Origin of the sequence: Allobosea sp. AAP35 (assembly GCF_001295925.1) — a bacterium.
Taxonomy (GTDB): Bacteria; Pseudomonadota; Alphaproteobacteria; order Rhizobiales; family Beijerinckiaceae; genus Allobosea.
On sequence record NZ_LJHQ01000040.1, the window covers coordinates 22,253 to 34,511 of the forward strand.

Consider the following 12,259-nt stretch of genomic DNA (forward strand, 5'->3'; position numbering starts at 1 on the left):
GGCCCGCCGGTCTGGTCTTCGTCGTGCGGAACGCGTCAGGCGGCAGCCCGTGCGCTCCGATGGATGTCGGCGGCCAGCGCTTTCGCATAGGCCGCGAGAAAAAGCTCGATGTCGGCTTCGCAGGTGGTCCATCCGAGCGACGCCCGCAAGGCCCCTGCGCTCATGGCAGGGTCTATAGCCATGGCGTCCAGCACATGCGAGCGCCGAACTTTGCCAGAGGAGCAGGCCGAGCCGGAAGACAGCGAGACGCCCGCCAGATCGAGCTTGATCAGCGTCGTCTCGGCCGTCAGGCCGGGCGTGGCGAAGGCGCTGGTATTGGGCAGGCGCGGGGCGCCGCGGCCGAAGATCGCGGTTTCGGGCGAGAGAGCGAGCAGCCCCGCTTCCAATCTGTCGCGCAGGATGCAAATCCGCTCGGCCTCGGTCGCGATCGCAGCCTTCGCAAGCGCAGCCGCTGTGCCGAAACCGACGATGCCCGGCAGATTCTCGGTGCCCGCGCGCCAGCCACGCTCCTGCCCGCCGCCACGCAGCGGTTTGTCGGCCAGCTCCAGCGCCCCGGTGCGGAAGATGATCGCGCCGACGCCCTTGGGGCCGCCCAGCTTGTGGGCGGACAACGTGATGACGTCGGCGCCCAGCGTCGCGATATCGATGTCGATCTTGCCGGCGGCCTGCACCGCGTCGCTATGCAGCAGCGCGCCGAAGCGCCGGCCGATCGCCGCGACCTCGGCGATCGGCTGGATCGCGCCGGTCTCATTATTGGCGAGATGGACGGAGATCAGCGCGCGAGCGCCAGCATGCTCGGACGCAAAGCGCTCCAGTCGCGCCGCAAGCCAGGCGAGATCGACAACGCCATCAGCATCGACGGGAACCGCCTCGGCTGCCTCCGCCTGGAAACGGTGGCCGTCGCGCACGCAAGGATGCTCCGTCGCGCCATAAAGCAGCAGCGAGGCTGGGGTCCGGACACAGTCGCGCCCGCCATCGCAATCCATCAGCCCGGGCGATAGAACCGTCGCGTTGGCTTCAGTGCCGCCGCTGGTGAACACGACATTGGAGGCCTTGGCGCCGACCAGTGCTGCGACCTGCTCGCGCGCCCGCTCGACGGCAGCGCGAGCCGCCCTGCCCTCGGTATGCACCGACGAGGGATTGCCCGGCATCACCAGCGCACGCGCCATCGCCTCCGCCACCTCGGGACGAACCGGAGTGGTCGCGTTATGGTCGAGATAGGCGCGGACCGACGCGGTCACGATCGCGGATGCTCCTGTTGCTGTCTTGCGCAGGCTGCCAGCACGAAATGCTTGAATTGGCACCCCTGCACCGTGCTATAGCCGCCCATCCGAACCGGTCCGGCCGGGGATCGCGCCCATGCCGCTTCCGGCATCCGCGCTTGTTCCCGACTTGTTCACGGTCGTTAGAACCATTCTAAGTGCTCTGATGTAGGGCGCGAGCGGCGGGGCCGTCAAGGGCGACCGGGCCACGGGGCGGCATTCTGCCGCCTGTGCCCGGCGTCGATGGCCTTCAGCCCAACAAAAGGCGAGACAACGATGCCCGAGGTGATTTTCAACGGACCCGCCGGCCGGATCGAGGGCCGCTACCAGCCCGCCAAGAAGCGCGGCGCGCCGCTCGCCATCATCCTGCACCCGCACCCGCAATTCGGCGGGACGATGAACAACCAGATCGTCTACAACCTGTTCTACACCTTCGTGAACCGTGGTTTTTCGGCGCTGCGCTTCAATTTCCGCGGCGTCGGCCGCAGCCAGGGCCATTTCGACCATGGCGCGGGTGAGTTGTCCGATGCGGCCGCCGCGCTCGACTGGATGCAGGCGCTGAATCCGGAAGCCAAGAGCTGCTGGATCACCGGTGTCTCCTTCGGCGCCTGGATCGGCATGCAGCTTCTGATGCGCCGCCCCGAGATCGAGGGCTTCATGTCGATCGCCGCGATGGCCAACCGCTATGATTTCTCGTTCCTGGCTCCCTGCCCGTCCTCGGGCCTGTTCGTGCACGGCTCCGAGGATCGCGTCGCTCCGGTCAAGGAGGTGATGGCGGTGATCGAGAAGGTGAAGACCCAGAAGGGCATCCAGATCGAGCACACCGTGGTCGAAGGCGCCAACCACTTCTTCGACGGCAAGGTCGATGTGCTGATGGAGCAGGTCGGCGCCTATCTCGACCGCATGGTCGGGCCGGAGATCCTGAAGTCCGAGCAGGAAAGCGTCTGAGAGTCTGTCCGAAACACAGCCCTCATCCTGAGGAGCCGCGCCAGCGGCGTCTCGAAGGATGATCCAGAGGGCGCTGGAGCATCCTTCGAGACGCAGGCTGACGCCCGCTCCTCAGGATGAGGGCTCATTCAATCGTGAGCGCAGCGCCGCTTGCCAGCATGCCGAGCACCATCATGACCGCCTTCAAATCCGACTTCCTGCAGACGCTCTCGCAGCGCGGCTTTATCCACCAGATATCCGATCCGGAGGGGCTGGACGCTGCGGCGGTGAAGGGGCCGATCAGCGCCTATATCGGCTATGACGCGACTGCGACGAGCCTGCATGTCGGGCATCTGATGCAGATCATGATGCTGCACTGGATGCAGGAGACGGGACACAGGCCGATCGCGCTGATGGGCGGCGGCACCACCATGGTCGGCGACCCGTCCTTCAAGGACGAGGCGCGCAAGCTGCTGACGCAGGACACGATCGAGCAGAACCTTGCCGGCATCCGGTCGGTCTTCGCCAACTATCTCGACTTTTCCGGCCCGGCGACCATGCTGAACAATGCCGACTGGCTGCTGGGGCTGAACTACCTCGAATTCCTGCGCGATGTCGGCCGGCACTTTTCGGTCAACCGCATGCTGTCCTTCGACAGCGTGAAGACGCGGCTCGACCGCGAGCAGTCGCTGTCCTTCCTCGAATTCAATTACATGATCCTGCAGGCCTACGACTTCGTTGAGCTGAACAAGCGCACGGGCTGCATCCTGCAGATGGGCGGCTCCGACCAGTGGGGCAACATCGTCAACGGCATCGATCTCGGCCATCGGATGTCGGATGTGCAGCTCTACGCGCTGACATCGCCGCTGCTGACGACCGCATCGGGCAACAAGATGGGTAAGACCGCATCCGGCGCCGTCTGGCTCGACGCCAAGCTCCTGCCGGTGTTCGAGTTCTGGCAGTACTGGCGCAACACCGAGGACGCCGATGTCGGGCGCTTCCTCAAGCTCTTCACCAAGCTGCCTCTCGAGGAGGTCGCGCGCCTCGCCGCGCTCGGCGGCGCCGAGATCAACGAGGCCAAGAAGGTGCTGGCGACCGAAGTGACAGCCATGTTGCATGGCCGCGCCGCCGCCGAGGCCGCCTCCGAGACCGCGCGCAAGACCTTCGAGGAAGGCTCGCTCGCCGCCGATCTGCCGAGCGTGGGGATCGCGCGCGCCGAATTCGAAGCGGGGCTCGGCGTGCTCAGTGCCTTCGTCAAGGCTGGGCTCGTGCCCTCGACCGGCGAGGCGCGACGTCAGGTCAAGGCGGGGGGCTTGCGCGTCAACGATGTCTTGGTGAGTGATGAGCGCGCCATGCTCGGCAGCGCCGATCTGTCGGCTGACGGCGCGGTCAAGCTTTCCTTCGGCAAGAAGAAGCACGTCCTGCTGCGGCCGGACTAGCCGGCTTCAGCGGGTCGGCGCCTGATTGGGCTGGATGGGCTTCTGGGCCGGCGCCCCGCCGAGCGGATCGACGAAGCGGCGCAGGATGCCGGGCGCGATCGCCGATAGCGGGTTGATCGACATGGTCGGCGCGCTGGCGGCACCGGCAATCCTGAAATTGACCGCGAAGAGTCCGCCATACTGGCTGCCGCCGCCCAGCAGCGCCCCGACGAGGGGAACCTGCGCAAAGGCGTTGTTGAAGGCGTAGCCCGGCACGAAGGTGCCGCCGATATCAACCCGGTCGCGGCCGTAATCGACATTGCCCTGCAGGGTGAAGCCCACCTGCTGGCCCCAGATCACCATGTCCGAGACGTCGAGGCGGCTGGCCGAGCGGGTGAATTCGGCCCGCAGCTTGGTGAAGGCGACTTCGCTGACATTGATCGGCACGGGCGTTGCCGCATTATCGGCCCGGTCGCCTCCAAGCGCTTGCTCGCCGATGACGCGCCGCAGCGCCGGCTCGTCGCGGACCACGAAGTTGCGAAACAGCAGTTCACCGCTCTGGCGCGTCTGGCCCGGCCCGAGATTGAGGATAAGGTCGCCGCCATGGGCCCGGCGGTAAAGATCGACGAAGCGCAGCAAGGCGCCGCCGTTCTCGGATTGGACCAGCAGCCCCCCCGCCACTTCCCCGAGGCGCGAGGCCTGCTTCACCGTGACATCCGCTCGACCGATCCGGCCCTGGAAGGCGATCGTGCGCAGATCGCCGCCGCGCTTCTGCAGCTTGAGCGAAGCATTGGTGATCGCCTCGCTGTTGAAGCCGGTCAGGATGGGCACGTCGAGATCGACGTCGATGTCCCCGCTTCGCGATCCGGCTTTCTCGCCGCGGGCAGCAGCAGGTCCGGACGCGCTCTGAAGATTGCGAATGAAGGGCCGCACATCGACGACCGCTCCTCGGATGACGAGCTTCGTCAGATTGCCGTCGCGTTTGGCTTCGACCTTGAGATTGTCGCCCGATGACAGCCGAAGCTGGGACAGGCTGGCGCTCTCGAATGCGTTCTGGCGGTTCAGCTCGATTCTTCCGCGGATCAGGATGGGAGTCGACTCAAACAGCACATCGTCGAGGTCAGCCCCGTCGGGATCGGCAAGGTAGGTGAATGTCAGCTTGGCCGCCCGCCCGGCCGGCTTGCTCAAGCCTGGGATCGCCCCCTCGATCGACGCCTTGCTCAGATCGCCTTCGACGCGCGCGGGTCCCTCGGAACCTCGGCCGAGCGCCTTGGTGATCTTCAGCTGAACCGGGCCGTTGATCCCGGCTTCAGGGCCGAGCCCGCGCTTTTGCCGCGCTGCATTGTCGAGCGTCAGCGACACGCTCGCCTCGCCTTTGCCGCGCGGGTCCTGTCGGATCTCGATCTGGCCGCGCTCGCCGCCGATGCGGGCCTCGCCGCGCACCGTCAGCCCGGTGCGGTCGAAATTCACCGCCAATTGGCCGCCGTCGAGTTTCTCCGGGCCGAGCAGGGTATCGGAGGCCACGCCGCTCAGCGTCCCCGTGCTGGTGACGACGATCTCACCCGGCCGGGGATCGTCGGCCAGAACGAGATTGACGACGCTCTTGAGGTCGCTGCTGCCGCGCAGGCTGGCCGGGTCGATCTCGCCGGGCGAAAATTCCTTCAGCGCCGGAAAGGCAAACAGCGCAGCCAAGGCCTCCATCGAGCCGGTGCTGCGAAAGGCCGCGCGGGCCGGCTGCCGCCTGCCCCAGGTGTCGGGGATGTCGAAGCTGCCTTCGTTCAGGCGAAGCTGCCGCCCTTGGCCGAGATCGGCCGTCGCATTTGCGATCGCGATCTTGACGGTGCGCCCCGTGATGCGCCCGGAGACACTGGCGTCGATCAGCGGCGGCAGACCGGGACCGGGCAAGAACCGCACCTGCGACGCATCGATGACGACCGTGAGCGCATCCTCGGGAATGCCACTGCCCTGCAACAGGCGGGCGTGATCCTCGGCCGGTAGATCCATCTCGACGTGCAGCGACGCGATGCGGCCGCCAAGGAACTGACGGGAGAGCGAGAGGTGGACCTCCTCCGACGTCCAGCGCGGCCAGAGCGCCAGGCCCGCGCGCGGATCCAGATCCGTCGCCTTGATCGAAAAGCGCTGCCACGGCGAGGCGCCGACCTGCTGAATGGTTCCTCGCCCCTCGGCGCGGACCCCGGGTCCCTGCAGGGACGCCGATTCGATGACCGCCTCGGCTGTGCGCGGATCGAACCGGATATCGGCCTTGAAAGCATCGATACGGACCGCAGGATCGGCATCCACCCCCGCGACCTGTCCGGACGCGGCGATGCTGCTGCGCCAGGCGCTGCCATCGGCGCGCAGGGTGCCGGTGCCCTTCAGCCGTGTCGCGCCGGCGTTCAGTTCGACCGATCGCACGTCGATGACGGAGAAGTCTCCGCTGCTGGCGAGTTCGAGATGGGCCCCGTCCACGGTGACGGGCGGCACCGGGCTGTCGGGGAAGCGGATCACACCGGGCAGGACGTCGATGCGTGCCGTGATCGATCTTGCGCCGGCGGGAGACTGGCTGAGGCTGGCCTTGCCGCGCAGCGGCAGCCCCTCGATCGACAGCCCGCCGGTGCCGAGCGCCAATGCGACGACCTCCGCCGGCTCGAAACGGATGATGTCGATTTCGGCACGTTGCGTACCGTCGGCCTCGCTCGACAGCTCTATGGCGAGTTCCTTCCAGCGCTGGCCTGTCCGGCCCTTGACCGTCAGACGCGTGCCGCGCTCGCCCGTCCGGGTGAGACGGATATCGACATCCTCCAAGCTAGCCTTCTGCCGCCCTTCGGGATCGATCAGCGACAGTCGCGCCCCGTTCATGCCGGCAGTATCGAGCGCCCCGAGCAGTCCGTCCCCCTGGGCCAGCGTCGAGACGGCCGCCATGATGCCGGTGAAGGCGTTCCACTGTGCCGCATCGGGCAGCGTGGACGGAGGCGGCAACTCCGCCGGAGCCGAGTCGGCATTGACGATCAGCGCACCGTCCCGGTTCACGCCGAGCCGGACATTCACGCCGCGCAGATCGACCGATTTGAGCCGGATCTCGCCGCGCAGCAGCGCCATCGGCTCGTATCCCAGCACCGCTTCGGGCGCGCGAATGGCGGCGCCGCTCTTGTGGCGGAAGGAGACCTGACGCACGCGAAGGTGCGAATGCCCGTCGATACGGCCCAGTTCGGCCGCGGCAGCCTCAACCGTCCAGTCAGGACCCAGACGGTCCGCGATGGCATTGGCGATACGTCCTTCCAGTCCCGATAGCGGCACCAATCCTGTGACGAGCAGGGTTGCAGCCGCGCCCGCCAATGTCATGACCGCCACGACCACAGCCACCGCGATAGTGACGAGACCCGCCTTGGCGCGCCGCTTGACCTCGGCGACATCGCACTCCGGTTCGGATTGCGATGTGACCGAAGCCGCCGCAGCGCCCGGCTTGTTCGCCTCTTGATCCAGCAAGGCTATCTCGATCCTCTTGAATGGATGATCCGCAGCGGCGACAACGGGCGCATCGCCGCCGCTATGCCAGCATTGAAGCGACGGCGGGGCCTCTTGTCGATGCGGCGCGGCCAGGTGATTCGGCAAGACGCGACAGTTTGGCTGCCGGCCGGACGCACATTATCATGGCCGACCGTCGCATGCTGGGGCATGCCGGGCGAAGGCGACGAAAGGAAGGCAAATCAATGGCTTTGCAGGATGGTGATCAAGCTCCTGAATTCACGCTGGCGCGCGATGGCGGCGGCACCGTGTCGCTGGCCGACTTCAAGGGCCGGAAGCTCGTGCTCTACGCCTACCCCAAAGACGACACGCCTGGCTGCACGCAGGAGGCGATCGCCTTCAACGGCCTGCGGGAGGAGTTCGCGGCTGCGGACACTGCGATCGTCGGGATTTCCCCCGATCCGGTGAAGAGCCACGACAAGTTCAAGGCCAAGCACGGGCTGGATTTCGCCCTCGTCGCCGACGAGGCGCAGGTCGCGCTGCAGGCCTATGGCATCTGGGTCGAGAAGAGCATGTATGGCCGCAGCTACATGGGTGTGGAGCGCACCACCTTCCTGATCGACCGCGACGGAACGATCGCGCGGATCTGGCGCAAGGTGAAGGTGCCGGGTCATGCCGCGGAGGTGCTGGCGGCAGCCCAGGCGATCTGACTCCGATTTAGAAGGCGGTTTGCGAAAGATTAACCTTAACGGCGTCTGATGACGGTATCGGCAGCGTAACTTTCCGGTCCCGCGTTCATGACACATTCCGCCTCGACAGGTCCCGCCCTCCCGGTTTCGGGCTTGGTCACGCACAAGACTTATACGATCCGGCGGTCGACGGTGGTGCTGGGCCTCGCCTGGCTGGCGCTGACGACCGCCGGCAGCGGCTCCGCTGGCTGGTATATTCTGAGCAAGGACGACCTTGCGGCAAGGCTGATCGCGCGCGAAACCAGCCGCCAATACGCCTATGAGGACCGCATCGCAGCCCTGCGCGCCGATGTCGACCGCCTCGCCAGCCGCGCCCTGCTAGACCAGGATGGCGTCGAGGCGCGCGTCGACGAACTGGCGACGCGCCAGGCCGAGCTCGAATCGCGGCAGTCGCTCGTGACCGCCCTGGCCGACACGCTCCAGGCCGGCGGCATCGTGACCGCACCGAAAACCCCGTTCCGCGCACGCATGATTCAACCTGACGAACCGGTCAGGGCTTCAGGCGTCACAAGCTTCGCGCCGATCATGCCGACCAAGCCGACACCGGCCCCCGAACAACCGACACTGCGGGGCGCCAACGAAACCCGCACCTCGCCCTGGCATTCCGGGGAGGCCGAGATCCAGCCCCCGGCAAAGCGCGTCGAGGCCGCCCTCACCCATCTGGACCGCGCCATTGCCAAGACCGCCGGTGCGCAGCTGGCGGCCCTCAAGGATATGGACGAGACGCTGGCCGAATCGCAGAAGCGCCTGCGCGGCGCACTCTCGGAAACCGGGCTCGATGCCGACCGGCTCGCCGCGCAGGGCAGCGTCGCGAAGGGCGTGGGCGGTCCGTTCGTACCCTTCAAGATCAACCCCTCGGCTGGCCCCTTCGAGGCGACGCTGAGCGCGCTGCAACCCCGCATTGTCGCCGTGATGCGCCTGCGCGGGTTGGCCGAGCAGCTGCCGCTTGCCAAGCCGATGGCGGGCGACGTCGATTTCTCCTCGAATTACGGCTATCGCGTCGATCCGTTCACACGCGGTCCGGCCATGCATACCGGCGTCGATTTCCGCGCCGAAAGCGGATCGCCGATCCGCGCCACGGCGCCCGGCAGGGTGGTGACGGCGGAATATTCGGGCGGCTATGGCAACATGGTCGAGATCGAACACGCCAACGGCATCACCACGCGCTACGCCCATATGTCGGCGATCCTTGCCTCGGTCGGCCAAAGCGTGACGACGGGCACGGTGATCGGCCGCGTCGGTTCGACGGGTCGCTCGACGGGGCCGCATCTGCACTACGAAACACGCATCCATGACGAGCCGGTCGATCCCGGCCGCTTCCTGCGGGCCGGCGGCAAGCTCGCGACCCTGCGCTGACGACGCAGCAAGCCGGTTTCCAAGGGGTTCCACCGCCCAGCGCACCCGAACGCCTTGCATCGTGCCGTCCGCTTGCCTATCGCTCGCCCGAACGCAATTCGAGGCGGATACGAGATGAGCAATCCGGGCGGCAACGGACTGACCTACGCGCAGGCGGGTGTCGATATTGATGCCGGCAACGCCATGGTCGATGCCATCAAACCGCTGGTGCGCGCGACGCGCCGGCCGGGCGCCGATGCGGAGATCGGTGGCTTTGGCGGGCTGTTCGACCTGAAGGCCGCCGGCTTCGCCGACCCGATCCTGGTTGCCGCCAATGACGGCGTTGGCACCAAGGTCAAGATCGCGATCGAGAGCGGCCTGCATTCCACGATCGGCATCGATCTCGTGGCGATGTGCGTCAACGATCTGATCGTCCAGGGCGCCGAGCCGCTGCTGTTTCTGGATTACTACGCCACCGGCAAGCTCGATCCCCAGGTGGGCATCGAGATCGTGCGTGGCATCGCCGATGGCTGCCGTCAGGCGGGCTGCGCGCTGATCGGCGGCGAGACCGCCGAAATGCCCGGCATGTATGCCGAGAAGGATTACGACCTTGCGGGCTTTGCGGTCGGCGCCGCCGAGCGCGGCTCGCTGTTGCCGCGGGCCGATCTGCAGCCCGGCGATGTCGTCTTCGGCCTGCCGTCCTCGGGCGTCCATTCCAACGGCTATTCGCTGGTCCGGCGGATCGTGGCGCTAACCGGCCTCGCCTGGGATGCGCCTGCGCCCTTCGCGCCCGAGACCAGCCTGGCGCAGGCGCTGCTCGTGCCGACACGAATCTACGTCAAGCCGCTGCTCCAGGCGATCAGGGCGACGAGCGGCATCAAGGCGCTCGCCCATATCACCGGCGGGGGTTTTCCCGACAACATTCCTCGGGTGCTGCCTGAGGGGCTGGGCGTTTGGCTCGATCTCGCCGCGATTCCCGTTCCGCCCGTCTTCGGCTGGCTGGCGAAGGTCGGCGGCGTCGCCGAACGCGAGATGCTGCGGACCTTCAACTGCGGCATCGGCATGATCGTCGCCGCCGAGGCCGCCCGGGCCGACGAGGTCGAGGCGGCGCTGACGGCCGCCGGCGAGACGCCGGTGCGGCTCGGCGAAATCGTGCCGGTCGCGCAGGGCGAAGAGCAGGTTGCCTATCGCGGCAAGCTCTCGCTGTGACCCCATCGGCTGCGCGTCCGCGCGTCGCGATCCTGATCTCGGGACGCGGCTCCAACATGGTGTCGCTGGTCGAGGCGGCGCGGGCGGATGGCTTCCCGGCGGAGATCGCGCTCGTGCTCTCCAATGTGCCCGGCGCCGGTGGACTTGACCGAGCCAAAGCCTTCGGCATCGCGACCGCGACCGTCGATCATCGTGCCTTCGCCAAGGATCGCGAAGCCTTCGAGCGCGCCATGGACGAGGTCCTGCGCATCAACCAGATCGATCTCGTCGTGCTGGCCGGCTTCATGCGGATCATGACGCCCTGGTTCGTCCAGCGCTGGGCGGGGCGGATGATCAACATTCATCCCTCGTTGCTACCCTTGTTCAAGGGCACGCATACGCATCGACAGGCGCTGGAAGCCGGAGTCTTCGAGCATGGCTGCAGCGTTCATTTCGTCGTGCCCGAACTCGATGCCGGGCCGGTGATCATGCAGGCGACGGTGCCGGTTCTGGACGGCGACGACGAGGACACGCTGTCGGCGCGCGTCCTCGTGGAAGAGCATCGCCTTTATCCGATCGCGCTGGCCGATGTCGCTGCCGGCCGCGTCGCACTGGTCGACGGGGCGGTTGTCCGGCGCTGAGCCTCTTCGAGCCCCGCCGCCTCCTGACGCCGGCTGGCGTCCTCCAGGCAGCGTGCTTCTTCTTCCTTCTGCCAGCGCCGGAACAGATCGGCCCGGCGGGCGGGATAGCGCTCCTCGCGCGCCACGAGATCGGTGATGCGGTCGGTGCGGAAATGGCGGAAGGCCTGGCGCAATTCGCACCAGGCGATGACAACACGGACGCGCTCATAAAAGCTCATGCCGATCGGCCAGATCATGCGCTGCGTGTCCTGGCCGCTTTCGTCGCGATAGCGGACCTCGAGCTTGCGGCCCTGGCGGATCGCCGCACGCACCGCCGCGACATCGACCAGATCCACCGGCACATCGCGGCCATAGGCCGGCGCAAACAGGGCACCGTCCAACAGGATCGGCCGCAGATGCGGCGGCAGCACGGCTGCGATCTTGCTGACGACATCCTCCGCCGCTCGCGCCAGGACCGGGTCGGCGCGCTCGCCGAGCCAGCGCATGCCGACCAGCACCGCTTCGATCTCGTCGGGTGACAGCATCAGGGGCGGCAGATCGAACCCGGCATCGAGCACGTAGCCGATACCGGCCTCGCCGCGCACCGGAACGCCCTGGCGCACTAGTGCGGCGATGTCGCGGTAGACGGTGCGCACCGACACGTCGAGTTCGGAGGCCAGAGTCTCGGCGGTGACCGGCCGGCGCCGGCGGCGCAAGCCCTGGATCATGTCGAGCAATCGTTCGGCGCGCTGCATGGTGACGGGTTCCCGGCTTGAACGACGTCACCATGCCTTACCCCTGCTGACAGGATTTGTCAGCAGGGTGGCAGGAGCCGGCGCCAAGGTTCGCTAGGCGCGTCGGCACATCATGCAGCAGGAAATGCCGTATCCAATCAGATCGGCCGCCTGAGCTTGCACCGATCAACGAAGCCGAGCCCCTTGGCGCGGGCCGAATCGTTGAAATAGCCCGTGTCGCGGAAAGCCTGGATCTCGTCGCGGGTCATCGCGCTGACCGTGCCCTTGGCGTAGCAACTGCACGGGGTATGCACTGCTTCACGGGTCGTGCCCATCAGGCGCGACTGCGTCACCAGGCAAGCGTCGAAGGCGCGCAGCTGGATCATGTAGGGGGTCAGGTTCTTCGCCGTCGGGTCCGGCGGCGGCAACGCGCTGGGACCGCTCGCCGCCTGCGCGCCGAGCCCCGCCAGCACAAACAATCCACCGGCCAGAAAGACCGAACCTATCCGCCGCATGATCATGATGTCGTTCGTCCTTCGAAAGCTGGCGTTCTGGCGCCCC

10 protein-coding genes are annotated in these 12,259 nt (G+C 67.0%); 6 read left to right on the forward strand and 4 right to left on the reverse strand.

From position 1 onward, the window contains the following. Window positions 1-35: 35 nt before the first annotated feature. Window positions 36-1,241 carry a cysteine desulfurase family protein gene (locus IP69_RS13955; RefSeq protein ID WP_054143441.1) on the reverse strand — a complete coding sequence of 402 codons (1,206 nt, stop codon included), beginning with the start codon at window positions 1,239-1,241 and terminating at the stop codon, window positions 36-38. A gap of 297 nt (window positions 1,242-1,538) precedes the next feature. Here IP69_RS13955 and IP69_RS13960 point away from each other — a divergent pair, with 297 nt between their 5' ends. Together IP69_RS13960 and tyrS are read left to right on the forward strand one after the other, a co-directional pair. After that, window positions 1,539-2,210 (forward strand): alpha/beta hydrolase, encoded by a 672-nt coding sequence (locus tag IP69_RS13960; RefSeq protein WP_054143442.1) that lies wholly within the window; start codon window positions 1,539-1,541, stop codon window positions 2,208-2,210. A gap of 173 nt (window positions 2,211-2,383) precedes the next feature. Beyond that, the gene (gene tyrS, locus IP69_RS13965) at window positions 2,384-3,628 is read left to right on the forward strand and encodes a tyrosine--tRNA ligase (RefSeq protein WP_054143456.1); all 1,245 of its coding nucleotides are present in this window, start codon (window positions 2,384-2,386) and stop codon (window positions 3,626-3,628) included. Between the two features lie 6 nt (window positions 3,629-3,634). On the opposite strand, the gene IP69_RS13970 is transcribed toward tyrS, so the two are convergent. Continuing rightward, window positions 3,635-7,093, reverse strand: a complete 3,459-nt coding sequence (locus IP69_RS13970) for a hypothetical protein (protein WP_156323463.1) — start codon at window positions 7,091-7,093, stop codon at window positions 3,635-3,637. A gap of 224 nt (window positions 7,094-7,317) precedes the next feature. On the opposite strand from IP69_RS13970, the gene IP69_RS13975 reads away from it, so the two are divergent. The 4 genes from IP69_RS13975 to purN all read left to right on the forward strand — a co-directional run bounded on the left by IP69_RS13975 (window position 7,318) and on the right by purN (window position 10,985). Then, on the forward strand, window positions 7,318-7,782 hold the full coding sequence (locus tag IP69_RS13975; protein WP_054143444.1) for a peroxiredoxin: 465 nt from the start codon (window positions 7,318-7,320) through the stop codon (window positions 7,780-7,782). Window positions 7,783-7,869: 87 nt separating this feature from the next. After that, the gene (locus IP69_RS13980; RefSeq protein ID WP_054143445.1) at window positions 7,870-9,177 is read left to right on the forward strand and encodes a M23 family metallopeptidase; all 1,308 of its coding nucleotides are present in this window, start codon (window positions 7,870-7,872) and stop codon (window positions 9,175-9,177) included. A gap of 114 nt (window positions 9,178-9,291) precedes the next feature. Then, window positions 9,292-10,365 (forward strand): phosphoribosylformylglycinamidine cyclo-ligase, encoded by a 1,074-nt coding sequence (gene purM, locus IP69_RS13985; protein WP_054143446.1) that lies wholly within the window; start codon window positions 9,292-9,294, stop codon window positions 10,363-10,365. A 56-nt stretch (window positions 10,366-10,421) separates the two neighbouring features. Next, window positions 10,422-10,985 (forward strand): phosphoribosylglycinamide formyltransferase, encoded by a 564-nt coding sequence (gene purN, locus IP69_RS13990; RefSeq protein ID WP_054143457.1) that lies wholly within the window; start codon window positions 10,422-10,424, stop codon window positions 10,983-10,985. On the opposite strand, the gene IP69_RS13995 is transcribed toward purN, so the two are convergent. Together IP69_RS13995 and IP69_RS14000 are read right to left on the reverse strand one after the other, a co-directional pair. After that, on the reverse strand, window positions 10,913-11,719 hold the full coding sequence (locus tag IP69_RS13995; protein ID WP_082359321.1) for a YafY family protein: 807 nt from the start codon (window positions 11,717-11,719) through the stop codon (window positions 10,913-10,915). The genes purN and IP69_RS13995 overlap by 73 nt on opposite strands. 137 nt (window positions 11,720-11,856) lie before the next feature. Beyond that, entirely contained in the window at window positions 11,857-12,219 is a 363-nt protein-coding gene (locus IP69_RS14000) for a hypothetical protein (protein ID WP_054143447.1), read from the reverse strand. Window positions 12,220-12,259: the final 40 nt, after the last annotated feature.

What these genes read in the sequence shown, in the direction of transcription:
- IP69_RS13995 (WP_082359321.1), bottom strand. Translation starts at nt 11,719, where the DNA reads ATGCAGCGCGCCGAACGATTGCTCGACATGATCCAGGGCTTGCGCCGC.
- IP69_RS14000 (WP_054143447.1), bottom strand. Translation starts at nt 12,219, where the DNA reads ATGATCATGCGGCGGATAGGTTCGGTCTTTCTGGCCGGTGGATTGTTT.
- purM (WP_054143446.1), top strand. Translation starts at nt 9,292, where the DNA reads ATGAGCAATCCGGGCGGCAACGGACTGACCTACGCGCAGGCGGGTGTC.
- IP69_RS13960 (WP_054143442.1), top strand. Translation starts at nt 1,539, where the DNA reads ATGCCCGAGGTGATTTTCAACGGACCCGCCGGCCGGATCGAGGGCCGC.
- IP69_RS13975 (WP_054143444.1), top strand. Translation starts at nt 7,318, where the DNA reads ATGGCTTTGCAGGATGGTGATCAAGCTCCTGAATTCACGCTGGCGCGC.
- purN (WP_054143457.1), top strand. Translation starts at nt 10,422, where the DNA reads ATGGTGTCGCTGGTCGAGGCGGCGCGGGCGGATGGCTTCCCGGCGGAG.
- tyrS (WP_054143456.1), top strand. Translation starts at nt 2,384, where the DNA reads ATGACCGCCTTCAAATCCGACTTCCTGCAGACGCTCTCGCAGCGCGGC.
- IP69_RS13980 (WP_054143445.1), top strand. Translation starts at nt 7,870, where the DNA reads ATGACACATTCCGCCTCGACAGGTCCCGCCCTCCCGGTTTCGGGCTTG.